At 68.6% G+C, this 25,486-nt stretch carries 21 protein-coding genes and 1 pseudogene; 12 read left to right on the forward strand and 10 right to left on the reverse strand.

The features are described 5' to 3' along the window. Positions 1–176 precede the first annotated feature (176 nt). Positions 177–1,832: a cytochrome-c oxidase, cbb3-type subunit I gene (gene ccoN, locus BLW27_RS05985; RefSeq protein ID WP_089880844.1), complete on the reverse strand. Its 1,656-nt coding sequence runs from the start codon at positions 1,830–1,832 to the stop codon at positions 177–179. A 342-nt stretch (positions 1,833–2,174) separates the two neighbouring features. Between ccoN and BLW27_RS05990 the strand changes: the two genes are divergently transcribed. Continuing rightward, positions 2,175–3,155, forward strand: coding sequence for an LLM class flavin-dependent oxidoreductase (locus BLW27_RS05990; protein WP_089880847.1), 981 nt, complete (start codon positions 2,175–2,177; stop codon positions 3,153–3,155). A gap of 3 nt (positions 3,156–3,158) precedes the next feature. On the opposite strand, the pseudogene def (BLW27_RS05995) reads toward BLW27_RS05990, so the two are convergent. From def (BLW27_RS05995) to def (BLW27_RS06005), 3 genes and pseudogenes are all read right to left on the reverse strand, one after another. Next, positions 3,159–3,661, reverse strand: a pseudogene (gene def / locus BLW27_RS05995) (peptide deformylase). Positions 3,662–3,665: 4 nt separating this feature from the next. Further along, positions 3,666–4,166, reverse strand: a complete 501-nt coding sequence (gene def / locus BLW27_RS06000; protein WP_089880851.1) for a peptide deformylase — start codon at positions 4,164–4,166, stop codon at positions 3,666–3,668. Next, positions 4,163–4,681, reverse strand: coding sequence for a peptide deformylase (def, locus tag BLW27_RS06005; RefSeq protein WP_089880854.1), 519 nt, complete (start codon positions 4,679–4,681; stop codon positions 4,163–4,165). Before def (BLW27_RS06005) ends, def (BLW27_RS06000) begins: the two co-directional genes overlap by 4 nt. Before the next feature lie 102 nt (positions 4,682–4,783). Here def (BLW27_RS06005) and BLW27_RS06010 point away from each other — a divergent pair, with 102 nt between their 5' ends. The 3 genes from BLW27_RS06010 (at position 4,784) to BLW27_RS06020 (ending at position 7,963) form a co-directional block, all read left to right on the forward strand. Further along, a complete protein-coding gene (locus tag BLW27_RS06010) occupies positions 4,784–5,959 on the forward strand; it encodes a MalY/PatB family protein (RefSeq protein WP_089880858.1) in 1,176 nt (391 codons plus the stop codon). Positions 5,960–5,969: 10 nt separating this feature from the next. Next, complete coding sequence (gene fmt / locus BLW27_RS06015) at positions 5,970–6,875, forward strand: methionyl-tRNA formyltransferase (protein WP_089880861.1); 906 nt, start codon at positions 5,970–5,972, stop codon at positions 6,873–6,875. A gap of 98 nt (positions 6,876–6,973) precedes the next feature. Beyond that, complete coding sequence (locus tag BLW27_RS06020; protein ID WP_089880865.1) at positions 6,974–7,963, forward strand: glutathione S-transferase family protein; 990 nt, start codon at positions 6,974–6,976, stop codon at positions 7,961–7,963. Positions 7,964–7,984: 21 nt separating this feature from the next. Here the strand turns inward: BLW27_RS06020 and BLW27_RS06025 are convergent, their stop codons facing one another. Next, a complete protein-coding gene (locus tag BLW27_RS06025) occupies positions 7,985–8,362 on the reverse strand; it encodes a response regulator (protein WP_089880868.1) in 378 nt (125 codons plus the stop codon). Between the two features lie 221 nt (positions 8,363–8,583). Here BLW27_RS06025 and BLW27_RS06030 point away from each other — a divergent pair, with 221 nt between their 5' ends. Further along, entirely contained in the window at positions 8,584–9,765 is a 1,182-nt protein-coding gene (locus BLW27_RS06030) for a lytic murein transglycosylase (RefSeq protein ID WP_089880871.1), read from the forward strand. A gap of 111 nt (positions 9,766–9,876) precedes the next feature. On the opposite strand, the gene ade is transcribed toward BLW27_RS06030, so the two are convergent. Further along, entirely contained in the window at positions 9,877–11,577 is a 1,701-nt protein-coding gene (gene ade, locus BLW27_RS06035; protein WP_089880874.1) for an adenine deaminase, read from the reverse strand. 138 nt (positions 11,578–11,715) lie between these two features. On the opposite strand from ade, the gene choX reads away from it, so the two are divergent. The 3 genes from choX to choV all read left to right on the forward strand — a co-directional run bounded on the left by choX (position 11,716) and on the right by choV (position 14,642). After that, the gene (gene choX / locus BLW27_RS06040) at positions 11,716–12,642 is read left to right on the forward strand and encodes a choline ABC transporter substrate-binding protein (protein ID WP_089880877.1); all 927 of its coding nucleotides are present in this window, start codon (positions 11,716–11,718) and stop codon (positions 12,640–12,642) included. 144 nt (positions 12,643–12,786) lie between these two features. After that, positions 12,787–13,620 carry a choline ABC transporter permease subunit gene (gene choW, locus BLW27_RS06045; protein WP_089880881.1) on the forward strand — a complete coding sequence of 278 codons (834 nt, stop codon included), beginning with the start codon at positions 12,787–12,789 and terminating at the stop codon, positions 13,618–13,620. Continuing rightward, entirely contained in the window at positions 13,617–14,642 is a 1,026-nt protein-coding gene (choV, locus tag BLW27_RS06050; protein WP_089880884.1) for a choline ABC transporter ATP-binding protein, read from the forward strand. The genes choW and choV overlap by 4 nt, the downstream gene beginning before the upstream one ends. A gap of 41 nt (positions 14,643–14,683) precedes the next feature. On the opposite strand, the gene BLW27_RS06055 is transcribed toward choV, so the two are convergent. After that, positions 14,684–15,298, reverse strand: coding sequence for an enoyl-CoA hydratase/isomerase family protein (locus tag BLW27_RS06055; protein WP_089880887.1), 615 nt, complete (start codon positions 15,296–15,298; stop codon positions 14,684–14,686). Beyond that, positions 15,295–16,044: an SDR family oxidoreductase gene (locus tag BLW27_RS06060; protein ID WP_089881878.1), complete on the reverse strand. Its 750-nt coding sequence runs from the start codon at positions 16,042–16,044 to the stop codon at positions 15,295–15,297. The genes BLW27_RS06055 and BLW27_RS06060 overlap by 4 nt, the downstream gene beginning before the upstream one ends. A gap of 124 nt (positions 16,045–16,168) precedes the next feature. Here BLW27_RS06060 and BLW27_RS06065 point away from each other — a divergent pair, with 124 nt between their 5' ends. Next, positions 16,169–17,704, forward strand: a complete 1,536-nt coding sequence (locus BLW27_RS06065; RefSeq protein ID WP_177177837.1) for a DUF2125 domain-containing protein — start codon at positions 16,169–16,171, stop codon at positions 17,702–17,704. Between the two features lie 48 nt (positions 17,705–17,752). Here BLW27_RS06065 and BLW27_RS06070 read toward each other — a convergent pair whose 3' ends face one another. Both BLW27_RS06070 and BLW27_RS06075 read right to left on the reverse strand, forming a co-directional pair. Continuing rightward, a complete protein-coding gene (locus tag BLW27_RS06070; RefSeq protein WP_089880894.1) occupies positions 17,753–18,505 on the reverse strand; it encodes an SDR family NAD(P)-dependent oxidoreductase in 753 nt (250 codons plus the stop codon). A gap of 62 nt (positions 18,506–18,567) precedes the next feature. Further along, on the reverse strand, positions 18,568–19,815 hold the full coding sequence (locus BLW27_RS06075; RefSeq protein ID WP_089880897.1) for a UbiH/UbiF/VisC/COQ6 family ubiquinone biosynthesis hydroxylase: 1,248 nt from the start codon (positions 19,813–19,815) through the stop codon (positions 18,568–18,570). A 43-nt stretch (positions 19,816–19,858) separates the two neighbouring features. Here BLW27_RS06075 and BLW27_RS06080 point away from each other — a divergent pair, with 43 nt between their 5' ends. From BLW27_RS06080 to BLW27_RS06090, 3 genes are all read left to right on the forward strand, one after another. Further along, positions 19,859–21,190, forward strand: a complete 1,332-nt coding sequence (locus tag BLW27_RS06080; RefSeq protein WP_089880901.1) for an amidase — start codon at positions 19,859–19,861, stop codon at positions 21,188–21,190. Positions 21,191–21,370: 180 nt separating this feature from the next. Then, positions 21,371–22,552 (forward strand): aminotransferase class I/II-fold pyridoxal phosphate-dependent enzyme, encoded by a 1,182-nt coding sequence (locus BLW27_RS06085; RefSeq protein ID WP_089880905.1) that lies wholly within the window; start codon positions 21,371–21,373, stop codon positions 22,550–22,552. A gap of 28 nt (positions 22,553–22,580) precedes the next feature. Then, the gene (locus BLW27_RS06090; protein ID WP_089880908.1) at positions 22,581–25,448 is read left to right on the forward strand and encodes a DNA translocase FtsK; all 2,868 of its coding nucleotides are present in this window, start codon (positions 22,581–22,583) and stop codon (positions 25,446–25,448) included. Positions 25,449–25,486 lie beyond the last annotated feature (38 nt).

The raw sequence follows: 25,486 nt of genomic DNA on the forward strand, positions 1-25,486 counted from the left end.
TCCTCGACCGTCTCGTCGATGGTGAACAGCGGCGCGATCTCGACCGCGCCGCCGATGCTGCCGGCGACGATGATCGCGCCGGCCAGGCCCAGCGAATAGCGCTCGAGCTTGTATTGGCCGGCAAAGAGCCCGTGGAAGAACTTGCGGAACGGGGCGAGGAGGGTTCTGAACATCGCTTATTCCCCCGGAACCGCGGCATCGCCGGCCGCGCCGTCGGCCGACACGGGATGATCCTGAACCATCGTGGTTCCGGGCGCCTGCCGGATCGTCATCCACAGGTTGTAACAGCCCAGCGCCGTGCCCACGAAGAACATCGTCCCACCGACCGCGCGGGCCACGTAGTAGGGGTTCATCGCCAGAACGGTGGTGATGAACGGGTATTGCAGCGTGCCGGCGTCGGTGTAGGTGCGCCACATCAGGCCCTGCAGGATGCCCGAGTTCCACATCGCCAGCACGTAGACCACCGTGCCCAGCACGGCGAGCCAGAAGTGCCACTCGATCAGCCTGTTGGACCACATCCGCTCGACCCGCCAGATCACCGGGACGGCGGCGTAGACCACGCCGAAGATCAGGATCGCGTTCCAGCCCAGTGCGCCGGCATGGACGTGGGCGACGGTCCAGTCGGTGTAATGCGACAGCGCGTTGACGCCGCGGATCGCCAGGAACGAGCCTTCGAAGGTGGTCAGGCCGTAGAAGATCGCCGCCACCATCATGAAGCGCAGCGTCGCGTCGTCGCGCACCTTGTGCCACGCGCCGTTCAACGTCAGCAGCGCGTTCGCGGCCGTGGCCCAGGACGGCACCAGAAGCATCACCGAGAAGGTCATGCCCAGCGTCTGCACCCAGTGCGGCAGGGCGGTGTAGTGCAGGTGGTGCGAGCCCGCCCAGACGTAGAAGAACACGATGCCCCAGAAGGACAGGATCGACAGCCGGTAGGAATAGATCGGCCGCTCGGCCCGCTTGGGCAGGTAGTAGTAGAGCATCCCCAGGAAGCCCGCGGTCAGGAAGAAGGCGACCGCGTTGTGGCCGTACCACCACTGCATCATCGCGTCCTGCACGCCCGACCAGACGATGTAGCTGCGCGAGCCCGTCCACGACACCGGGAGCGCCACGTTGTTGAAGATGTGCAGGATGGCCACGATCAGGATGAAGGCCATGTAGTACCAGTTCGCCACGTAGATGTGCGGCTCGTTCCGGCGTGCGAGGGTGCGCATGTAGAGCACGAAATACGTGATCCAGACGACGACCAGCCACAGGTCGGCGTACCACTCGGCCTCGGCGTACTCCTTCGACTGGTTGATGCCCATCAGGTAGCCGCTGACCGCGAGGATCACGAAAAGCTGGTAGCCGAACAGCACGAACCACGGGCTGAACTGCCCGGCCAGCCGCGCCCGGCTGGTGCGCTGCATGACGTGGAAGGACGTGGCGATCAGCGCGGTGCCGCCGAAGCCGAAGATCACGCCGGTGGTGTGCGCGGGGCGCAGGCGGCCGAAGCTGGCCCAGGGCGCGTCGAAGGTCAGGTCGGGCCAGGCCAGCAGGTAGGCAACCCACAGGCCGAAAAACATCCCTATGATGGCCCATACCATCGCCAGGATGATCCCGACCTTGATCGGGTCGTCGTAATAGCTGCGGTGGGCATCGGGCGACGGCTGCGGATCGTCGAGGTGCTGCAGCACCAGAACGAAGAGAGCCGCGCAGAACAGCAGCACGATGACGCCGTGCGACGCGAAGGCCTCGTCCGCCCCTGTGGCGGCCATCAGCAGGCCGACCAGCCCGCCGATGCCCAGCAGGATAAGCGCCGCCTGACGCTCGCCCACGGTCAGATTGGCAATCATAAATTCCCCCGAACCGCCTGTGCTTTGCAATTCAGCTTGGCAGATCGCGGCCCGGTTGTGAACCGGGCGCGGAAATGATCTCGCCCCGCGCTCGAAACCGCGTGTTGCGGCGGCGTTCGCCGGCGGCGCATCTTGCATCCGGGCCCGTGGCGCCGCCGGGAACGGTGGTTGATGTGCCGCGTCGCAGGCCCGATGTAAGGGACGAAACGGCGTCGACGCGGCGAGGGCCGGCAGCAACCGAAGAGCGTGCTTCCCGCACGGCGGCGCTTGCCGGGATCTCGGCGCAGCTCGGCCGGGTGGCCGCTGCCCGCGGCGACGCGAACGAACAGGACGGATGGAACAATGGCATCTCTATCGATTCTCGAGCTGGGCAGGGTACGGCAGGGCAGCGACCGGCGCACCGCGCTGGACGAGGCGCGCGCGCTGGCCCGCCACGCCGAAGGCCTGGGCTACCAGCGGTTCTGGGTCGCCGAGCATCACAACATGCCCACCGTCACCACGGCCGCGACCGCGCTGGTGATCCAGCATATCGCCGCGGGAACGACTTCGATCCGTGTCGGCGCGGGCGGCATCATGCTGCCCAACCACGCGCCGTACATCATCGCCGAGCAGTTCGGCACGCTGGCCACCCTGTTTCCGGGGCGCATCGACCTGGGGCTGGGGCGGGCGCCGGGCACCGACCAGATGACCTTGCAGGCGCTGCGTCGCGATCCGCGGAACGCGCACAATTTCCCGCAGGACGTGCTCGAGCTGCAGGCCTACCTGCGCCCTGTCCAGCCCGGCCAGGCGATCGAGGCCGTTCCCGGCTCGGGCACTAACGTGCCGCTGTGGATTCTGGGGTCGAGCACCTTCGGCGCGCAGCTGGCCGCCGAGTTGGGCCTGCCCTACGGGTTCGCCTCGCATTTCGCGCCGCAGGCGCTGGACGTGGCGCTGGAAATATACCGCGAGCGGTTCAAGCCGTCCGAGCAACTGGACGCACCGCACGCGCTGGTGGGCGTGAACGTGATCGCAGCCGACACGGACGAGGAGGCGCGCCGGCTGGCGACCTCGCAGCAGATGTCCTTCGTGGGCATGGTGCGCGGCAAGCGCGAGCTGATGCAGCCGCCGATCGACGACATAGACAGCTATTGGACCCCGCACGAGAAGGCGCAGGCGTCGCAGATGCTGGCCTGCAGCGTCGTTGGCAGCCCGGAAACGGTGCGCGCGGGCCTGCGCGACCTGGTGGACAGGACGCAGGCGGACGAGCTGATGATCGTGTCGGACGTGTTCGACCCGGAGAAGCGGCGGAGATCCTTCGAGATCATCGTCGACGTCGCGTCCTGAACCTCAGTCGGCGCGCGCGGCCTTCTTCGCCCGGCGCAGCAGCATGTCACGCTTCACCTTTCCCAGCCGGTCGAAATACATCCGGCCGTCCAGGTGGTCGATCTGGTGCTGCACGCTGGTCGCCCACAACCCGACGAAGTCCTTCTCGACCTCGGCGCCGTGTTCGTCGAGATAGGTGACCGTCACGGCGCCGGGCCGCTCGATCACCGCCGACACGCCCGGCAGGTTGGGCGAGGCTTCCTCGTGGCTGCGGGGCTGCACGCTGGCATGCAGCACGTGCGGATTGGCCATGCGGATCGCCTGGCCGCGCGTGTCGGACGCATCGACCACGGCCAGCCGCAGCGCCACGCCGATCTGCGGTGCGGCAAGGCCGACACCCGGCATCGCCTCCATCGTGTCGATCATGTCGTCCCAGATCGCGCGGATCTCGTCGGTGATCGTATGAACCGGCGTGGCTGGCGTGCGCAGGCGCCTGTCGGGCCGGGGATGCAGCGTCGGACGGTCATGGCCCTACCGGCGCGCGGATTCGTATTCCGACAGCAGCCCGTCGCGCGCCTGCGGCGACAGGTGGTCGAAATGCATCCGCCCGTCGAGATGATCCATCTCGTGAAGGGCGACGCGCGCCTCGGCACCCGTCAGGGCGACGCGCTGGTTCTGCCCGTTCTCGTCGGCATAGCCGATATTCACGCTCGTGGGGCGCGACACGCGCGCCTCGACGCCGGGTACGGACAGGCAGCCTTCGGCGCCGGTGGCCTGCGTGTCGGCGGTCGACAAGATGTGCGGATTGATACAGGCGCGCGGCGTGGGCGTGCCGTCCTTCCAGCCCGCATCCATCACGAAGACGCGCTTCAGCGCTCCGACCTGAGGACCGGCAAGACCGCGGCCCGGCGCATCGTACATCGTGTCGAACATGTCGGCGATCAGCGCGCGCAGGTCCTCGTCGTCCTTCACCGGAGCGCAGGGTTGCGACAGACGCGGGTCGGGCCACAGGAGGATCGGCAGAATGCTCATGCGCGGGCCATTTCCTTCTTCAGCTTGACCATCTTGCGGGTGATCATCTGGCGCTTCATCGGCTTGAGGTAGTCGATGAACAGCTTGCCGTCGAGGTGGTCGATCTCGTGCTGGACGCAGGTCGCCCACAGCCCGCCGAAGCCCTCGCGCTGCAGATTTCCGTTCCGGTCCAGCCACTCGACTTCGACCTCGGCGGGGCGTTCGACATCGGCGTACTGCTCGGGGATCGACAGGCAGCCTTCCTCGTAGACGTTGCGCTCGTCGGAAGCGGACAGGATGCGCGGGTTGACCATGACCAGCGGGCGCGGCTCGGCCGCGCCGTCCTTGACGCAATCCAGCACGATCATGCGGGTCATCATGCCCACCTGCGGCGCGGCCAGCCCGATGCCCGGCGCGTCGTACATGGTTTCCAGCATGTCGTCGGCCAGCACGCGCAGGTCGTCCGTCACGTCGCTCACGGGCGGGCAGACCTTCTTGAGCCGCGGATCGGGGTGGATGAGAATGGGCCTGATCATGCGGTGTCACTTAGGCGAAGCCATGCGCCCGCGCAAGTTCGCGGGCTTGCACCTGACGGTCAGCCGGTTAGCCTGCGCGCGCAGGCAGCGCACGAGGACCCCATGAGCCCCTTCGACGAAGAAATCGACCGCCACGGCACGCATTCCATGAAGTGGGACATGATGGAGCCGATCTACGGCGTGCCCGCCGATGACGGGTTGTCGATGTGGGTCGCGGACATGGATTTCCGCCCGCCCGATTGCGTGCAGGACGCGCTGGAGCGGATGGTCGCGCACGGCGTCTACGGCTATTTCGGCGACGACGCCGCCTACAAGGACGCGATCCGCTGGTGGATGGCCGAGCGCCACGGCTGGAAGGTCGAGGCCGACTGGATCCTGACCACCAACGGGCTGGTCAACGGCACCGGGCTGTGCGTCGACGCGTTCACGGAGCCCGGTGATGGCGTGGTGCTGATGACGCCGGTCTACCACGCCTTCGCGCGCGTCATCGAGGCGGCGGGCCGGCAGGTGATTGAATGCCCGCTGGCGCTGGAGGACGGCCGCTACGCGATGGATTTCGACGCGTGGGAGACGATGCTGCCCGAGAGCGCGAAGATGCTGATCCTGTGTTCGCCGCACAACCCCGGTGGCCGGGTCTGGAGTGCGGACGAGTTGCGCGGCGTCGCCGAGTTCTGCCGCCGCCACGACATGATCCTGGTCTCGGACGAGATCCACCACGACCTGGTGATGCCGGGCCGCAGCCATGTGCCGATGCCGCTTGCCGCGCCTGACATTACCGACCGGCTGGTGATGATGACCGCCACGACCAAGACCTTCAACATCGCCGGCGCGCATGTGGGCAACGTGATCATTCCCGACGAGGCCCTGCGCAAACGGTTCGCTCGGCGCATGATGGCGCTGGGCATCTCGCCAAACGCGTTCGGGCTGCACATGGCCGGCGCCGCCTATTCGCCCGAGGGCGCGGCCTGGGTCGACGACCTGTGCACCTATCTTGACGGCAATCGGAAGGTCTTCGACGCAGCGATCGATTCCGTGCCGGGGCTGCGGTCGATGCCGCTCGAGGCGACTTATCTGGCATGGGTCGATTTCTCGGGCACCGGGATGGAACCGCAGGAATTCACCCGCCGCGTCGAGCGTGACGCGCGAATCGCGGTCAACCACGGCGAGACCTTCGGCAAGGGCGGCGAAAGCTTCCTTCGGTTCAATCTCGCCACCCCGCGCGCCAAGGTCGAGGAGGCGGCGCGTCGCGTCCAGAACGCCTTCAGGGACCTGCAATAGGGCCGCCGCCATGCGCGTGATCTTCATGGGCAGCCCGGATTTCTCGGTCCCGGTGCTCGATGCGCTGGTCGAGGCGGGGCACCACATCGCCTGCGTCTATTGCCAGCCGCCCCGTCCGGCCGGGCGCGGCAAGAAGGAGCGGCCGACCCCCGTGCAGGCGCAAGCCGAGGCGCTTGGGCTTCCGGTTCGCCACCCCCGGTCGCTGAAAGGCATCGGCGAACAGGCCGAATTCATCGCGCTGGAGGCAGACGTGGCAGTGGTCGTGGCCTACGGGCTGATCCTGCCGCAGGCGGTTCTGGACGCGCCGCGCCACGGCTGCCTGAACATCCACGCCTCGCTGCTGCCGCGCTGGCGCGGGGCGGCGCCGATCCATCGCGCGGTAATGGCCGGCGACGCGGAAACCGGAATCTGCATCATGCGGATGGAGGCTGGGCTGGACACCGGCCCGGTCCTGCTGCGCGAGGCGACGCCGATTACCGAGGCCGACACCACCGGCGCGCTGCACGACCGCCTGTCGCAGATGGGCGCTCGGCTGATCGTCGACGCGCTGGACCGGCTGGAGAACCTGCACCCCGAACCGCAGCCGGACGAGGGCGTGCTTTACGCGGACAAGATCGACAAGGCCGAGGCCGCGATCGACTGGACATGCCCCGCGACCCGGATCGCCCGCCAGATCCGCGGATTGTCGCCCTTTCCCGGCGCGTGGACCACGCATGGCGTGACTCGGATCAAGCTTCTCGACGCCCGCGCGGTCGAGGGGCAGGGCGCGCCGGGCACAGTGCTCGACGGCCTGACCGTCGCCTGCGACGATGGCGCCGTCCGGGTGCTGCGCGCGCAGCGCGCCGGCAAGGGTCCCCAGGACGCGGAAACCTTTCTTCTGGGCTACCCGTTAACGGCCGGAGAGAAGCTGGGCTGACCTCACGTGCAGGAATGCACATGAGCCGCGCGACCGGCGGCATTTTCTGCATCCACGCAGAAGGCTATGTCAGGTCCAGCAAGCGCAGGAGGCACCCAATGGGCCAGCTCATCGACGGCATCTGGCACGACCAGTGGTACGACACCAAGTCGACCGGCGGCAAATTCGTCCGCTCGACCTCGAAATTCCGCAACTGGATCACCGCCGACGGCGCGCCGGGCCCCACGGGCGAGGGCGGGTTCGAGGCCGAGCCGGGCCGCTACCATCTTTACGTGGCGCTCGCCTGCCCTTGGGCGCACCGCACGCTGGTCTTCCGCGCGCTCAAGGGGCTGGAGGACATGATCGACGTCAGCGTCGTGCATCCCGACATGCTGGGCGACGGCTGGACCTTCGCGACCGACTACCCCGGCGCCACGGGCGACCGGCTGTACGACCTGCCGTTCCTGCGCGACATCTACACCAAGGCCGATCCGCAGGTCTCGGGCCGGGTCACGGTGCCGGTGCTGTGGGACAAGCAGCGCGAGACCATCGTCAGCAACGAAAGCGCCGAGATCATCCGCATGTTCAACGGCGCCTTCGACCACCTGACCGGGAACAGGGCCGACTACTGGCCAAAAGCGCTGCGCGACGCGATCGAGCCGGTGAACGTTCGGATCTACGACACGGTGAACAACGGCGTCTACAAGGCCGGTTTCGCCACATCGCAAAAGGCATACGACGAGGCGGTGGTCCCGCTGTTCGACACGCTCGACTGGATCGAGGACCGGCTGGCCACCCGGCGCTACCTAATGGGCGATACGCTGGCCGAGGCCGACTGGCGCCTGTTCACCACGCTGATCCGGTTCGACAAGGTCTATCACGGGCACTTCAAGTGCAACCGCGCGCGGATCGTCGACTACCCGAACATGTGGGGATACCTGCGCGAACTCTACCAGCGGCCGGGCGTGGCCGGGACGGTGAACTTCGACCATATCGTCCGGCACTACCACTACAGCCACGAGACGGTGAACCCGCACCGCATCATCCCCATCGGCCCCGAGCTTGACCTCAACGCACCGCACGGGCGCGAGAGGCTGCGGGCGGCCTGACTTTTCAGGCTGCCGCGAGGGTCAGGTGGGCGCGCCGTGGCGCTGGCCGTAATGATCGACCATCGCCGCAAGGTCTTCGGGCTCGGTGCCGCTGGGCAGGAAAGCGCAGGCATTCGCGCTCATCCGGAAGATCGAGCCATCCGAAAAGAAGCTCGAGCTCGTGACGAAGATGACCCGCGCCTCCGGCCGGCGCACCGCGGCGTAGTCGGAAACCGACATGGCGCCACCGTCGTCGAGTTCGAGGTCCAGCACGATCACGCGCACGTCGCAGACGCTGATGACGTCGATCGCCTGTTCGCCGGTTTGGGCGATGCGTACCTCGAATCCCATGCGTTCCATGTGGCGGCGCCACAGATCCGCCAGCCTGCGGTCACTCTCGGCAATCAGAACCGTGTGCATCGTACCCCCCGCCCGACTGCACTGCGCTTCAGGCAAGCCTGCAAGACGCTGCGCTGTGACCGGACCAACATAGTCGGATTTGCTTCATGTTCGTGAACAAATGATTAAGCCACCGCCCCACGGGCCGGAATAGCGGCGGGGTTCCGCCGGCGTCGGCTTGCAACGGAATGCCCGGTTGATACGGTGCGCCGACGCCAGACTTAATCCTGATCGGAGATGCCATGCGGTACCTGACTTGCGCCTTCGCGGCGATGACGATGATGGTCAACGGCGCGAACGCGCAGTCCGTTCCCTGCGGAGGGGAATTCGATACCTTCGTCAGCGAACTCCGGGCCGAGGCCGAGCGCCAAGGTTTCGCGCCGCAGGTCGCGGCCGATTTTCTTTCCGGCGTCAGGCAGGACCCGGACGTGCTGGCGGCCGACCGCAGACAGGGCATCTTTCAGGATCCGTTCATCACCTTCTCGCGCAAGCTGATCAGCCAGTCGCGGCTGGATCGGGGTCGCGAGATGGCCGACCGCTACGATGCGGTCTTCGACGAGATCGAGCGCCGCTACGGAATCTCGCGCGGCGTGCTGCTGGCCTTCTGGGCGTTCGAGACCGATTTCGGCGCGGTGCAGGGCGACTACAACACGCTGAACGCGCTGGTCACGATGGCGCATGATTGCCGCCGCCCCGAGATATTCCGCCCGCAGATCTTTGCCGCGCTGGCGCTTCACGAACGCGGCGATTTCGATCCCGATACCACGACCGGCGCCTGGGCGGGCGAGATCGGGCAGGTTCAGATGCTGCCGAAGGACATCCTCGAAAACGGGCAGGACGCGGACGGCGACGGGCGCGTCACGCTCAAGACCTCGGCCCCCGACGCGCTCATGTCGGGCGCGGCGATGCTGTCCGACCTCGGGTGGCGTCACGGCGAGCCTTGGCTGCAGGAAGTCGTCCTTCCCGAGGATTTCAACTGGTACGACACCGGCGTGCATACCACCAAGACGGTGGCCGAGTGGGAGCGGTTGGGCGTGCGCGCGCGCAACGGGCGGCTGGATGACGGACGGCTGGAGGCCTCGATCGTCATTCCGCAAGGCAGGAACGGGCCGGCCTTCATCGCCTATCCGAACTTCAAGGTGTTCTTCGAGTGGAACGAAAGCTTCACCTACGTGCTGACCGCCGCCTACTTCGCCACGCGACTCGAGGGGGCGCCGGTCTACGACGCGGGGGACCCGGCGCCGGGCCTGTCTGGCGAGCAGATGAAGGCGTTGCAGAGCAAGCTGGCCGACCGCGGCTACGACGTGGGCGGGATCGATGGCATCCTCGGCGCCGGTACCCGCAACTCGGTGCGCGAGGTGCAGCGCGAGCTGGGCCTGCCGGCCGACGCATGGCCGACGCCGGACCTGCTGAACCGTCTTTGACGCGGCGGTTTCCAAAAGGAGCGCCTGCGGCGCGCAGATGCCTCGTCGCCCGCCTCCGGCAGGCGGCTCAGGCGCGCCCGGCCGCAGGCGCAGCGCGCCGCACGGCCCGGGTCACCCGCCGCCGATGATCTCGAACCGGGTCACGTCGACCATGCCGCGGTCGGTGATCTTCAGCGCGGGGATCACCGGCAGGGCCAGGAAGGCGAGCTGAAGGAACGGCTCGTCCAGCGTCACCCCCAGCGATCGGGCGGCGGCGCGCAGGTCGACGAGCGCGTCGCGCACAACCTCGAACGGCTCGAGGCTCATAAGGCCCGCGACCGGCAGGGCAAGCTCGGCCAGCACCGTTCCGTCGCGCACCACGACGAAGCCGCCCTCGATCTGGCCCAGCCGGGTCGCGGCCAGCGCCATGTCGGCGTAGTCGACGCCGACGCAGGCGATATTGTGGTGGTCGTGGCAGACGGTCGAGGCGATGGCGCCCGCCTTCAGGCCGAAGCCTCGCACGAAGCCGCAGGCGATGTTGCCGTTCTTCCCGTGCCGCTCGATCACGGCGATGCGAGCGAGGTCGCGCGCCGAGTCCGGGCGCTTGTCACCGTCCTCGATGGCGATGTCCTCGTGTAGGTGGTCCGTCAGGATCTGGCCGGGTCGGATGCCGATCACGTCGGTCTGGGTCCGGTTGCCGGCGGCGCGGAAGGTCTCGGCCGTCACCGTGGGTGCATGAACGGAGGAGCGCGCGACCGGCTCCACGTGCCCGCGCGCGGCGAAGGCCGCTTCGTCGACCACGCGCCCGCCGGCGATGACCAGCTGCGCGTCGCACTCGTCCAGGCTGCCGAGCGCGACGATGTCGGCGCGCAACCCCGGCGCGATCAGCCCGCGATCCTTCAGGCCGAAGGCCTCGGCCGCGGACAGGCTCGCCGCGCGGTAGGCAGCCAGCGGCGGCGTGCCCAGCGCGATTAGCGTGCGGATCATGTAGTCGAGATGCCCGTGCTCGGCGATGTCGAGCGGGTTCCGGTCGTCGGTGCAGAGCGCCATGTAGGGCGCGGTCGTGTCGGTCAGCAGCGGGGCGAGCGCGTGCATGTCCTTGCTGACCGAACCTTCGCGGATCATCACGCGCATACCTTTCTGCAGCTTCTCGCGGGCCTCGGCCTCGGAGGTCGCCTCGTGCTCGGTTCGTATCCCGGCGGCGATGTAGGCGTTGAGGTCGCGCCCCGACAGAAGCGGCGCGTGGCCGTCGATGTGGCCGCCCTCGAACAGCCGCAGCTTGGCCATGGCGCCGGGATCGCGGTGGATCACGCCGGGGTAGTTCATGAACTCGGCCAGCCCCAGCCCCGACGGATCGTCCATCAGGCCGGCCAGGTCCTCGGCCGACAGGGCCGCGCCGGCGGTCTCCATGTCCGTCGACGGCACGCAGGACGACAGCTGCACCCTGATGTCCATCAGCGTGTGCGCGGCCGCCCGCTGGAAGTAGCGGATGCCTTCGGCGCCCACGACGTTTGCGATCTCGTGCGGGTCGCAGATCGCGGTGGTGACGCCGCGCGGAGTGACGCAGCGGTCGAATTCGAACGGGGTGATCAGCGACGATTCGATGTGCAAATGCGTGTCGATGAAACCCGGCACCAGCACCAGCCCGGTCACGTCGATCACCTGCGCGGCCTCGTACGAATCGCAGGTGCCGACGATGCGATCGCCGGCGATGGCGACGTCGCCGTCCAGCATGGCGCCGGTCATCAGGTCGAACACCCGCCCGCCGCGCAGCACGATGTCGGCGGGCGCCTCTCCGCGCGCCAGCGCAATGCGTTTCTCCAAGGAGTCCATAAGCTTTGCCCCGTCCTGTGTGGCGCGCAGCATGGCACGGCGCGCCGCCCGCCGCGAGGGGGCGCACGGGCTTTGGTTGCAAAAGGGCCCGCAGGGGCAATAGTTACCCCAACCATAACCGACACGGGAGACGACACGATGCTGCGACTGACCACTTCCGCCTGCGCGCTGGGCCTGTCCGCGACCGCCGCAATGGCCGATTGCGAGACCATCACCTTCGCCGACGTGGGCTGGACCGACATCACCGCGACGACCGCCACGACGACGCTGGTGCTCGAGGCGCTGGGCTACGACACCGAGACCAAGGTGCTGTCTGTGCCGGTGACCTACACCTCGCTCGCCGCGGGCGACATCGACGTGTTCCTGGGCAACTGGATGCCCACGATGGAGGCCGACATCGCCCCCTACACCGAGGCCGGCACCGTCGACACCGTGCGCGCGAACCTCGAGGGCGCGAAATACACGCTGGCCACCAACGCCGCCGGCGCCGAGCTGGGCATCGAAAGCTTCGAGGACATCTCGGAGCACGCCGAGGCGCTGGACGAGACCATCTACGGCATCGAGCCGGGCAATGACGGCAACCGACTGATCCTCGACATGATCGAGGCCGACGCCTTCGGTCTGGGCGATTTCGACATCCGCGAAAGCTCTGAACAGGGGATGCTGGCGCAGGTCGGACGCGCCTCGAACCGCGACGAGCCGATCGTGTTCCTCGCGTGGGAGCCGCACCCGATGAACGCGAATTACGACCTGACCTACCTGACCGGCGGCGACGACTGGTTCGGCCCGGACCTGGGCGGTGCGACGGTCTACACCAACACCTCGGCCGGCTTCGTCGAGGAGTGCCCCAACGTCGGCCAGCTGCTGCAGAACCTCGAATTCAGCCTCGAGATGGAGAACCAGATCATGGCGTCGATCCTCGACGACGGCATGGAGCCCCGGGCCGCGGCGCGGGACTGGCTGGCGGACAACCAAGGCGTGCTGGAAACCTGGCTCGACGGCGTGACCGCGAAGGATGGCGGCGACGCGATGCAAGCGGTCACTTCCGCGATCAAGAGCGAGTGACGACAAACCCGTCAACAGCGAACGCGCCCCGGCGGGCGCGATAACGCCTGCGGCGCGGCCTTGCGGGGCCGCGCCTTCGTTTGGCGCCTTGCGGCCGCGCCCGCGACGGGCTTGCCCGCAGCAGAATGAAAGGTCCTTGCCCGCATGAACTGGCTGACGGACAACAAGATACCCGTGGACGACGTGGCCGAGGCGGTCTTCGGCTGGCTGCAGATCAACGCGGCTTGGTTCTTCGACGGGCTCGCGGTTGCAATGGAATGGCTGATCGAGGCCGTGCTGTGGCTGCTGCAGACGCCGCACCCGCTGATCGTGGTGGCGATCCTGACGGCGGCAGTCTGGGCGTTGCACCGGTCGTGGAAAGTGCCGGCCTTCGTGGCCGTGGGCTTTCTGTTCATCCTCAACCAGGGCTACTGGGAAGAGACGACGGAAAGCCTGACGCTGGTGCTGGCAGCCTGCGTGGTCTGCATGGGCCTGGGTGTCCCCATCGGCATCGCCGCCGCGCACCGGCCGCGCCTCTACGCATGGTTGCGCCCGGTGCTGGACCTGATGCAGACGCTGCCGACCTTCGTCTACCTGATCCCGGCGATCGTCTTCTTCGGCATCGGCATGGTGCCCGGCCTGATCGCCACGGTGATCTTCGTGGTCCCGGCGCCGATCCGCCTGACGCATCTGGGCATCGCGTCCACACCCACCGCGCTGGTCGAGGCGGCGGATGCCTTTGGTGCGACGCCGCGCCAGAAGCTGTGGAAGGTCGAGCTTCCATCGGCCCTGCCGCAGATCATGGCGGGGCTGAACCAGACGATCATGCTGTCGCTGTCGATGGTGGTGATCGCGGCGCTGGTGGGCGCCGACGGCCTAGGCGTGCCCGTGGTGCGCGCGCTCAACCGGGTGGATACGGGCCTCGGGTTCGAGGCCGGGCTGATCATCGTCGTGGTGGCGATCATGCTGGACCGTGCGCTGAGGGTGGACCTGAAATGAGCGAGCGCAACACAGTCGTCGCCTTCGACAACGTCTCGATCGTGTTCGGGGACGATCCGCAAAAGGCGTTGCCGCTGGCCGACGATGGGCAGCAGCGAGGCGAGATCCAGGAAACCACCGGACAGGTGCTGGGTGTGCACGACGCCAGCATCGACGTGAAGGCGGGCGAGATCCTGGTGCTGATGGGTCTGTCGGGCTCGGGCAAGTCGACGCTGCTGCGCGCGGTCAACGGGCTGAACCCGGTGGCACGTGGTTCGGTCCGCGTCAGCGACGGCGAAAGCATGATCGACGTCACGACCTGCGACGCCAAGACCCTGCGCGACCTGCGCCAGCGCCGCGTCGCGATGGTGTTCCAGCAATTCGGGCTGCTGCCCTGGCGCAGCGTGGCCGAGAACGTGGGCCTGGGCCTGGAGCTCGCGGGCGAGCCGGCGGCGAAGCGGCGCGAGATCGTCACGCGCCAGCTGGAGCTGGTGGGCCTGGACGCTTGGGCCGACCACCGGGTGGCCGAGCTTTCGGGCGGGATGCAGCAGCGCGTGGGCTTGGCCCGCGCCTTCGCCACCGACGCGCCGATCCTTCTGATGGACGAGCCCTTCAGCGCACTCGACCCGCTGATCCGGTCGCGGTTGCAGGACGAACTGCTGGAGCTGCAGCGCGACCTGCAGCGCACCATCATCTTCGTCAGTCACGATCTCGACGAGGCGTTCAAGATCGGCAACCGCATCGCCATCATGGAAGGCGGGCGCATCGTGCAGCTCGGCACCCCGCGCGAGATCTTCTCGAACCCGGCATCCGAGTACGTCGCCGATTTCGTCGCCAACATGAACCCGTTGGGCGTGCTGACCGCGCGCGACGTGATGAAGCCGGCCGCCGGCGGTTCCGCCAGCGAAGAGACGATCGACGTCGAGACACCCATCCGGGACATCCTGCCGCTTCTGCGCAACGGTCCGTTGACGGTGACCGAAGACGGCGCCCCGCTGGGCAGCGTCAGCGCGGAAAGCGTCGTGGCTCGGTTGTCGGCGTAACCGCCTAACCGCCGTGCCCGCAAGGGGCGGCGCCTTGTCCCTCAGGTCAGGCGTCGGTGGATCAGTGCCTTGATCGCCTGCGCGTGGGCGCCGTCGGCGCGCAGCACGTCGGCGGCAAGGCCGCGCGCGGCGTCCAGCACGTCACCCTCGACGATACGGTCGATCAGGCCCCAGAACAGCGCCTCGTCGGTGGCGATCTTCTGGCCGGCCATCAGGATCATCTTGGCCCGCGCCGACCCGACGAGCGCGGCCAAGCGGGCAGGGTCGGAAGGTTGCGGCAGGTAGCCGAGCTTCATGACCGGGTAGAACAGCTTTGCCCCGGGAACGGCGATCCGCAGGTCGCAGGCCAGCGCCATGCCCATCGCGCCGCCCGCCACCGTGCCGTTGAGCGCGCAGATCGTCAGCGCGGGATGGCGGACGATGGCGCCAGAGAGCCGCTCCCACAGGGGCGTCTTCGCCAGCCCGGCCTTCGCGGCCTCCAGGTCGGCCCCGGCCGAGAAGACCTTGCCCGTCCCGGTCAGCACGAGCGCGCGGACGCCCTGCGCCGCCTCGGCGGCCTCGCACAGCGCGCGCAGCATGTCTTCGGTCAGCGCATTGGCCTTGTCCGGACGGTCGATGCGGATGACGCGCAGCGCGTCGCCTTCGACGTGGATCATCCCAGGCCGATCCGGGCGCGCAGATCGTCGTCGCGCAGCGACACCTCGTCGCCCAGGTAATCGTCGGCATCCGTGCCGCACATCCAGACCAGCGCGCGGGCCGGCCAGTCGGGCGGAATATGCGCCGACCAGTCCAGCCGGCTGATCTCGTTGATGCCGCTGGCTTTGATGTCGCGCTGCATCTGCGTCGCCACGGTGCCGGGTGACAGCGACAGCGCACGGATGCCGGCCGCGCGGTATTCGAGGTCCAGCATCCGCGTCAGCATGAAGGCCCCGGCCTTGGACGCACAATAGGCCGACCATGCCTCGGTCGGGCGGTGCGCCGCGCCCGAGCCGATGGTCAGGATCGTGCCGCCGCCCGCGTTCAGCATCATCGGAAGCGCCGCGCGCATGCCGTTGAAGACACCCTTCAGGTTGATGTCGATGACGTCGCCCCAGCGGTCGGGGTCGATCTCGGCCATGCGGCCGATCGGTTCGATCGCGCCGGCGTTGTTGACCAGGATGTCCAGCCCGCCATGCGCCGCAACGCAGGTCTGCACCGCCTTCTCGACTTCCCAGTAGCGGGTGACGTCGCAGGGAATTGCGACCGCACTCTGCCCGATCTCGCCCGCGAGTTCCGCCGTCGCGTCGGCCGAGCGTGCGACCAGTGCCACCTTGGCGCCCGCCTGCGCGAAGGCGCGCGCGGTCTCGGCGCCGATGCCGCGGCTGGCCCCGGTGATCAGCGCCGTCTTGCCCGTCAGATCCATCGAAAAATCCCTTCAAGCCCGCGCCGCGGTGGTAACGCGGGCAGGGTCCGGAATCCAGTCCCTTGACCGGCCCGCCATGCGCCACGACACTGCACCAAACTCGGATCGGAACGGGAGACTCGCGATGAGCAGGCTTGCAGGAGGAACGGCGCTGGCGCTTTGTGCGCTGGCCACATCCGCACTGGCAGATGTCACACCGCAGCAGGTCTGGGACGACCTGGCGCGCTACATGCGCGATTTCGGCTATACAGTTCAGGCGGATCAAAGCTCCAGCGGCGACACGCTGACGGTCTCGAATGTCACGCTGAGCATGGAGTTCGACAGCGGCGACGGCCCGGAAGGAGAAGCCGGCGGCGGCACGGTGGCCGTGCGCATGGACGAGATCGTGCTGCGCGATCGCGGCGACGGCTCGGTCGCTGTCGAGTTTCCGGCCTCGATGCCCATCGACATGGCCTTCAACGACGGCGAGGACGTTGTCGAGTTGACGGTCGACTACACTCACGACGGGCTGGAAATGGTGGTTTCGGGCGTGCCCGACGCCCTCGTCTACGACTACACCGCCGACAGCCTCAAGCTGGAGATGACCGATCTGCGCGTCGCCGGCGACGCGATCGGGCGCGACATGGGGCGTCTGTCCGTCGACATGGGACAGGTCAGCGGCCAGAGCACGATTACGCGCACCGAGGCGCTGACCTCGGCTGCGCAGGATATGACGCTGGGCGAGGTGCGCTACGACTTGGCCTTCGACGATCCCGAAGACGATACTGCGGGCGAATACTCGGGCACCCTTACGGGCGTCGAAATCACGGGGACCAGCGACATCCCCCGCGGCGTGAATCTCGAGGACATGGCCGCCGCGATCGCGGCTGGCTTCGGTGGCACGGCGCGGCTGTCGCACGACGGCTCCGAGAACCGCTTCTCGGTCACGGAAGAGGGCGCCGAGACAACCGGACAGACCGGATCGGACGAGGGCGCGTTCGAGTTCGAGATATCCGGCGACCGGATGCGCTATTCGGCGACGACCAGGGGCGGCCGCATCGCGCTGGCCGGCGACGAGATGCCGTTGCCGGTGACCGCCTCGCTGGGCGAGATGGAATTCTCGATGAGCGTGCCGATGCAACCCTCCGAGACGCCGCAGGACGCCTCGCTGACCCTGAACCTGAACGAACTGAGCGTGTCCGAGGTGATCTGGAACGCCTTCGACCCGTCGGGCCGCCTGCCGCGCACGCCGGCCAGCTTCGTGCTGGACATCGGCGCGCAGGTCACGCCCCGCGTCAGCCTGTTCGACGCGGACGCGATCGAGGCCCTCGACGAACAGCCGCCGGGCGAGCTCAACACGGTGACGCTCCGCGACCTCACGCTGCAGGCCGGCGGCGGCGAGTTGACCGGCGTGGGCGCGTTCACCTTCGACAACGACGACCTGGAAACCTTCAACGGCATGCCGCGTCCGGAAGGCACGCTCGAACTGACCGTGTCGGGCGCGAACGCGCTGATCGACAATCTGATTGCCATGGGCCTGATGACCGACGAGGACGCGATGGGTGCGCGCATGATGCTGTCGATGTTCACCGTGCCGGGATCCGAGCCGGACACCGCGACCTCGACGATCCAGATCAACGAGCGCGGTCACATCTCGGCCAACGGGCAGCGCATCCAGTAGGCGCCGCCCACCGTTCATGCGAATGGCGGCCGGCCGCGATGCGGCCGGTCAGTCGCGCAGCGCGGGCAGGCCAACGCCCGTCGATTCGAACCCGCCATCGGCGGCCAGGATCTGGCCGGTGACGTAGGACGCCTTTTCCGACAGCAGGAAGGCGACGACCTCGGCGATCTCGCGTTCCGTGCCGTAGCGGTTCAGCGGGATAGCGTCGTGATAGGCGTCGATGATCTCCTGCGTGTGCACGGCCATCGCCAGCTTGGTCCGGACGGGGCCGGGGCAGACGCAGTTCACGCGGATGCCGTATTCGCCAAGCTCGGCGGCGTGCTGCCTGCTCAGGTGAACGACGCCGGCCTTTGACGTGCCGTAGGCCACGCGCAGGGTCGAGGCGCGCAACCCGCTGATCGAGGCGATGTTGACCACCGCACCGCATGTCTCCTTCAGCGCGGGAAGGGCCGCCTGCGTGCACAGGAACGGCCCGTCGAGATTGGTCGACATAATCTCGCGCCAGGTCTCGAAGCTGGTCTGCTCGACCGGGGCGAAATTCGCAACACCGGCATTGTTGACCAGCCCGTCCAGCCGCCCGGCCCAGCCGGTCGTGCGGTCCACCATGCGGCGCACGTCGTCGGGGTCGGAGACGTCCACCGTGATCGCCAGCACGCCGTCGCGGGCGGCGGCTGCGTCTTCGAGTTCCTCGGTATCGATGTCGGCCATGGCGATGCGCCAGCCCATTTCCAGCAGGACGTCCGTCGTGGCCAGCCCGATGCCGCGCGCGGCACCCGTCACGATCGCGCATTTCCCCTGCATGCCGGTACTCCTGCCGTGGTGTCTCTCAAGACGTGGCACAGCCGGCGACGCCGGGGAAGGGGTCAGCCGCGCATCAGGTCGGGAAGGTCACCGGAAAGCCCCGCCGCCTCGCGGATGAAGGCGCGGCGCATGCCGGGCACGGCGTTCAGCGCCGCCATGCCCAGGTCGCGGCCGGCACGCAGCAGCGCGTTGTCGTTCGAGAACAGCCGGTTGAACGTGTCAGTGGCCAGCGCAAGCGTCGCGGTATCGAAGCGTCGCCACCCCTGGTAACGGGCCAGCACCGGCGCGCTGGCGATATCCTCGCCCCGCCGGCGGGCGTGGTCCAGCACGTGCGCCAGCGCGGCCACGTCGCGCAGTCCCGCGTTCAGGCCCTGGCCCGCGATCGGGTGCACCCCGTGCGCCGCATCGCCCACCAGCGCCAGGCGCGGCGCCACAAAGGCGTTCGCCAGGCTCAGGCCCAGCGGGTAGGTGTAGCGCTTGCCCGCCAGCGCAATGTCGCCCAGGAAATTGCCGAAGCGCGGGCGCAGCACGGTCAGGTAATCCTCGTCGCTCAGCGCGTCGATGGCGCGGGCCTGGGCGTCCGCCTCGGTCCACACGATCGAGGACCGGTCGCCCGGCAGGGGCAGGATCGCCAGCGGCCCCGACGGCAGGAAAAGTTGGTGCGCGATGCCGCCATGCGGTTTCTCGTGCCCGATGGCGCAGACCAGCGCGCGCTGGCGGTAGGTCCAGCCGGTGCGCTTGATGCCGGCGCGGGTCGCGGTGCCGCTTTGTCGCCCGTCGGCGCCGATCAGCAGCAGCCCGGACAAACGGTGGCCGTCCTGAAGCGTCACCGTCACGCCACGCGGGCTCGCATCCTGAGCGGTGACGCGGGCCTTGGACAGCGGGGTGATGCGCGGCTCGGCATCCATCGCGTCCAGCAAAGCGCGCCGCAGGAACCGGTCCTCGAGCATGTGGCCCATCGGGCCTTCCTCGATCTCGGCGCTGGCGAAATCCATCCCCAGAAAGACCGAGGCGTCGCCCACGCGGCCGTCGCTGACGCGGATGCCGTTCATCGGCTGGGCGTCGTCGGCCAGCCCCTCCCACAGGCCCAGCGCGCGCAGCAGGCGCACCGATCCGTTCGCCAGCGCGTAGGACCGGCCGTCGAAGTCCGGCGTCGCGCAGGTGTCGCGCGGCAGCGCGTCGATAACGGTGCTGGTCAGCCCGGCGCGCGCGGCGGCCAGCGCCAGGGTGGCGCCGTTCAGCCCGCCGCCGATGATGAGAAGATCGGTGTCCATCCCTCGACATATGGGCGCGGGGGCGGGATTGTCCATCCGCGATCCCGCCGCTACCGTGCCGCGAAAACCGGAGGGGCCGATGATCGACTGGACCAAATGCAGCGCCGCGACGCTGGGGCGCGGCATCGCCGCGGGAGACATCGACCCGGTCGACCTCACGGGCCATTTCCTCGACGCGATCGCGGCAAGCCCGGTGGCCGATCGCATATATGCGCGCACGACGCCCGGCCGCGCCATGTCCGAGGCCCGCGCCGCGCGCGCCCGCGCGCAGGATGGCCGCAGGTTGTCGCCGCTGGACGGCGTTCCGATCAACTGGAAGGACCTGTTCGACACCGCCGGCATCGCGACCGAGGCAGGCTCGGCCATGCTGTCGGGGCGCGTCCCCGAGACCGACGCGCCGGTGATGCGCACCGCGACGGCTATGGGCACGGTGTGCCTGGGCAAGACGCACATGTCCGAACTCGCCTTTTCCGGGCTGGGGCTGAACCCGGTCACGGCCACGCCGCCCTGCATCAACGACGGCGGCGCGGTGCCCGGCGGCTCGTCCTCGGGCGCGGCCGCGTCGGTGGCGTTCGGGTTGGCCGCGGCGGCGGTGGGCAGCGACACCGGCGGCTCGGTCCGCATCCCCGCGGCGTGGAACGACCTCGTCGGCCTCAAGACCACGCATGGGCGGATCAGCCTCGACGGCGTGGTGCCGCTGGCCGCGTGGTTCGACACGGTCGGGCCGCTGACCCGCAGCGTCGAGGATGCCGCCCTGATGCTGGGCGTGCTGGAGGGGCGTCCAGCACCCGACCTGACCGCACCGGCCTCGCTGAAGGGCCGCCGTTTCGCCGTGCTACGCACCATCGTCACCGACGACCTGCGCGACGAACCCGCCCGCGCGCACGAGGATGCGCTTAAGCGGCTCGAGATCGCCGGCTCCACGCTGGTCGAGTTCGACGCGCCCGAGATCGAGGGGCCGATGGGCGATTCGGCCATTCTCTACACCACCGAGGCCTGGGCGCACTGGCGCCACCTGATCGAGGAGAAGGGCGACGCGATGTTCGGCCCTATCCGCGATCGCTTCGCGTCGGGCCAGGTCCATTCCGGTGCCGATTACGCCGTCGCGTGGCAGGGGATGCTGGCCGCGCGTCGGATCTGGGCCGAACGCACCGCGGGCTTCGACGCGGTGCTGGCGCCCACCGCAGCCAACATACCGCCGCAGGTCGACCGGCTGATGGAGCAGGGCGATTACTACGTGACCGAGAACCTGCTGACCCTGCGCAACACCCGCGTCGGCAACCTGATGGGCGTCTGCGGGATCACGCTGCCCACCGGGCATCCCAGCTGCGGGCTGATGATGCTGGGCCGCGCCATGGGCGAGGACCGCCTGCTGCGGGTCGCCGCCGCGGCCGAGCGCGCGCTGGCATAGGGGGTGTGGCGGGCACGCAGTCGCCAAGCGCAGCGCCGCCGCGCGTTAAGGATTTCGAATCCCTGAGGCTTTCGCGCCACAGACCGGCCCCGCGGCTGTTGCATTCTGGACAGCACGCCCCCGGATTCCGTATCCTGAGGGGAAACGGGGCGCCAACGACCCCGGAACCCGAGGCAATCGATGCAGTACCCTGACCGGTTCTCGAACCTGCCGGACTATGCGTTCCCGCGTCTGCGGGCGCTTCTCGACGCGCATGCGCCGGGTGGCCCGGTGCGTCACATGACCATCGGAGAGCCGCGGCACGCCTTTCCGCCCTGGATCACCGACGTCATCGCCCGCCACGCGGACGAGTTCGGCCGCTACCCGCCCAACGACGGCACGCCCGAACTGCGCGGCGCCATCGGCGACTGGCTGGCGCGGCGCTACGGCGTGCGCGTCGATCCCGAGACGCAGGTCACGGCGCTGAACGGCACGCGCGAAGGGCTGTACAACGCGGCGATGGCGCTGTGCCCCGAGACGAAGGGCGGCGCCGTGCCCACGGTGCTGATGCCCAACCCGTTCTACCAGGTCTACATGATCGCGGCACTGTCCGTCGCGGCCGAGCCGGTCTTCGTCCCCGCCACCGACGCGACCGGTCACCTGCCGGATTTCGCCGCGCTTCCCGGCGACGTGCTGGACCGTACCGCGCTGTGCTACATCTGCTCGCCCGCCAACCCGCAGGGCGCCGTGGCCGACGAAGGCTACTGGTCCGACCTGCTGGCGCTGGCCGAGAAACACGATTTCCGCATCCTCGCCGACGAGTGCTATTCCGAGATCTGGCGCGATGCGCCGCCGCCGGGCGCGCTTCAGCTGGCCGCCGCCACCGGCGCCGATCCGGAACGCGTCGTCGCCTTCCACTCGCTGTCGAAGCGGTCGAACCTGCCGGGCCTGCGCTCTGGCTTCGCCGCTGGCGGGCCGCAGACGATCGCGCGCATGAAGCAGTTGCGCAATTATTCCGGCGCACCCCTGCCGCTGCCGCTGCAGCGGGTGGCCGAGGCGCTCTGGGCCGACGAGGCGCATGTCGAGGAAAGCCGCGCGCAATACGTGCGGAAGTTCGCGATCGCCGACCGGGTGCTGGGCAACGTGCCGGGCTACCGGGCTCCGCAGGCGGGATTCTTCCTGTGGCTGCCGGTCGAGGATGGCGAGGAAGCGGCGCTGCGCCTGTGGCGCGAAACCGGCGTGCGGGTCCTGCCGGGCGCCTACCTGACGCGCGACACAGGCAAGGCCAGCCCCGGAGCGGGCTACATCCGCGTCGCACTGGTGGCGCCCGAGGACGAGACGGAACAGGCCCTGACCGCGATCAGGGACTGCCTTTACGGCTGACGAAAAGATCAACGCGAAGAGGCACGTCATGGCATATCAGACACGGGGCCGCGATCCCCTGTTCGACACCGACACCGCGGCGACGCTGGAACGCCGGGGCCGAGAGCTGTGCGGGATCGTGCTGCTGGGGCTGGGGCTGCTGGCCGGCGCGATGATCGCGTCCTATGCGCCGGACGATCCAAGCTGGCTGTCGGCGACCGACGCGCCGGTGCAGAACTGGACCGGGCGTCCGGGTGCGGCGATCGCGGCACCGCTGTTCATGATCATCGGCTGGGGCGCCTGGGCCTTTGCCGCCGTGCCGCTGGTCTGGGGCCTGCGCCTTGTCGCGCACCAGGGCGAAGGGCGGCTGATCGGCCGGATCGTCTTCGCGCCGATCTGGGTCGCGCTGTGCTCGGTCTATGCCTCGGGGCTGGCTGCGGGCGAAAGCTGGACCCACAGCTTCGGGCTGGGCGGGCTCTTCGGCGACATGATGATGGGGTCGATCCTGACCGCGCTGCCGGTGGCGCCGGGGCTGGGCCTGAAGCTGATGCAGGCCGTCGCGGGGCTTGCCATCGTGGGCTTCGGCGCCTTCGTGCTGGGCTTCACCCGGACCGAGCTGCGCTCGATCGCGCACTTCCTGGCGCTGGGCGTGGTGATGTCCTACGCCACGCTGATGCGCTTGCTGGGTGTCGGTGCCGCCGGCGCCGTCGCCGGTGCGCAGCGCCTGCACGCGGCGCAGGCCGACCGCCGCGCCCGCCGGGGCGAACCCGGGCGTGGCGCCGCCTACGACCCGCGCGACGCCTATGGCAACGACGACGCGCCCGAACCCGAGCCGCGCAGCGGCTTCCTGTCGCGCATGCCCGGCCTAGTCCGCCGACCCGCATTGGCCGACGAGATGCCCGAGCCCGAGCTGATCGAGCGCGACATGGACGACGTCGAGATCGACGAGCCGGGCGAGGAGCGCGTGCGCGCGCGCATCTCGGACGCGATCCGCACGCGGCTGAACGGCGTGACCCGCGGCACGATGCGCCCGGATCCCAGCAAGCCGCTGACCGGCGGGCGCGGGCGCGGCCCGCAGCCCCTGATCGTATCGCCGCGGGTGGTGGCCGAGCCGCCGCTGACCGCGGGCGCCGTGCCGCCTCCGCCGCCGCCCGCCGAGGGAAACGCGACCTGGACCGACGATGCGGCCTGGGACGCCATGCCGGACGAGTACGCCGATCCCTACGGCGACGAGGACGAGGCCGAGCTTCTGACCGACGACCGGCCCGCGCCGGTCTCGCCGCGCCGTCCGGTGACGCTCGACCGGAAGGTCGTCCAGCAGCCTGCGCGCACGCCGATCCAGCCCTCGCGTCGGGCGCAGGAAGAGGCGCAGCCGAGCCTGCAATTCGACGACGGCTCCACCGCGTTCGAACTGCCGCCGCTGTCGCTGCTGATGAACCCCGAGAAGATCGAGCGCCACATACTGTCCGACGAGGCGCTCGAGGAAAACGCGCGGATGCTGGAAACCGTGCTGGACGATTACGGCGTGAAGGGCGAGATCGTCAGCGTCCGGCCCGGCCCGGTCGTCACCATGTACGAACTCGAACCCGCGCCGGGCCTCAAGGCGTCCCGCGTGATCGGGCTGGCCGACGACATCGCGCGCAGCATGTCGGCGCTGTCGGCGCGCGTGTCCACCGTTCCGGGCCGCAGCGTGATCGGCATCGAACTGCCGAACGAGAAGCGCGAGATGGTCGGCTTCCGCGAGATCCTGGCCTCCCGCGACTACGGCGACGGCAAGCACGGCCTGCCGCTGGCGCTGGGCAAGAACATCGGCGGAGAGCCGATGGTCGCGAACCTCGCCAAGATGCCCCACCTTCTGATCGCGGGCACCACCGGTTCGGGCAAGTCGGTGGCGATCAACACGATGATCCTGTCGCTGCTATACAAGCTGACGCCGGACGAGCTGCGGCTGGTGATGATCGACCCCAAGATGCTGGAACTCAGCGTCTACGACGGCATCCCGCACCTGCTGTCGCCCGTTGTTACCGACCCAAAGAAGGCCGTCGTCGCCCTGAAATGGGTCGTGGGCGAGATGGAGGACCGCTATCGCAAGATGTCGAAGATGGGCGTCCGCAACATCGACGGCTACAATTCCCGCGTCGCCGATGCGCTGGGCCGGGGTGAGATGTTCAGCCGCACGGTTCAGACGGGCTTCGACGACGAGACCGGCGAACCAGTGTTCGAGACGGAGGAGTTCGAGCCCAAGAAGATGCCCTACATCGTCGTGATCGTCGACGAGATGGCCGACCTCATGATGGTCGCCGGAAAGGAGATCGAGGCCTGCATCCAGCGCCTCGCGCAGATGGCGCGGGCCTCGGGCATCCACCTGATCATGGCGACGCAGCGCCCGTCGGTGGACGTGATCACCGGCACGATCAAGGCGAACTTCCCGACGCGCATCAGCTTCCAGGTAACGTCGAAGATCGATTCGCGCACCATCCTGGGCGAGATGGGGGCCGAGCAGCTTCTGGGCATGGGCGACATGCTCTACATGGCCGGCGGCGCGCGCATCACCCGCTGCCACGGGCCCTTCGTCAGCGACGAAGAGGTCGAGGAAATCGTGAACCACCTCAAGTCCTTCGGCGCGCCGGACTACGTCGGCGGCGTGGTCGAGGGCCCGGACGACGACAAGTCGTCGGACATCGACGCGGTGCTGGGGCTGAACACCGGCGGGAATACCGGCGGTGAGGACGCGCTCTACGACCAGGCGGTGGCGATCGTCATCAAGGACCGCAAGTGCTCGACCTCGTACATCCAGCGCAAGCTGGGCATCGGCTACAACAAGGCGGCGCGCCTGGTCGAGCAGATGGAGGACCAGAGCGTGGTCAGCTCTGCCAACCACGTCGGCAAACGCGAAATCTTGGTGCCCGAGCAATAGGCGCGAAAAAAGCGGGGGACGTCGGACGTCCCCCGCTT

The organism is Citreimonas salinaria, assembly GCF_900107235.1.
GTDB classification, from domain to species: domain Bacteria; phylum Pseudomonadota; class Alphaproteobacteria; order Rhodobacterales; family Rhodobacteraceae; genus Citreimonas; species Citreimonas salinaria.